The 230-nt window shown below is 63.0% G+C and carries 1 protein-coding gene; it reads right to left on the reverse strand.

From position 1 onward, the window contains the following. A partial coding sequence (locus QN399_RS26745) for a glycosyltransferase N-terminal domain-containing protein (protein WP_330201988.1) occupies positions 1-230 on the reverse strand: 230 nt, incomplete at both ends.

Below are 230 nucleotides of genomic sequence, written 5' to 3' on the forward strand. Positions count from 1 at the left end.
GCTTCGGCCGGACCCGATCGAGGAATCGCGCCGCAGCGCAGGGCAAGTCGTAAGGCAAATAGCAGTGCTGGACGCGCGGCTCATCGGCAAACAGCGCCCGAATACGCTCCGAGCCCGTCGGCGTCATGCAGGTCACTGTGATCGGCAACTGTGGATAACGTTGCAGCAAGGCACGAATCATCGGTGCGGCAGCAATGCTTTCGCCCACGGACACCGCGTGTACCCAGAGG

The organism is Pseudomonas sp. 10C3 (genome assembly GCF_036346185.1).
GTDB lineage: Bacteria > Pseudomonadota > Gammaproteobacteria > Pseudomonadales > Pseudomonadaceae > Aquipseudomonas.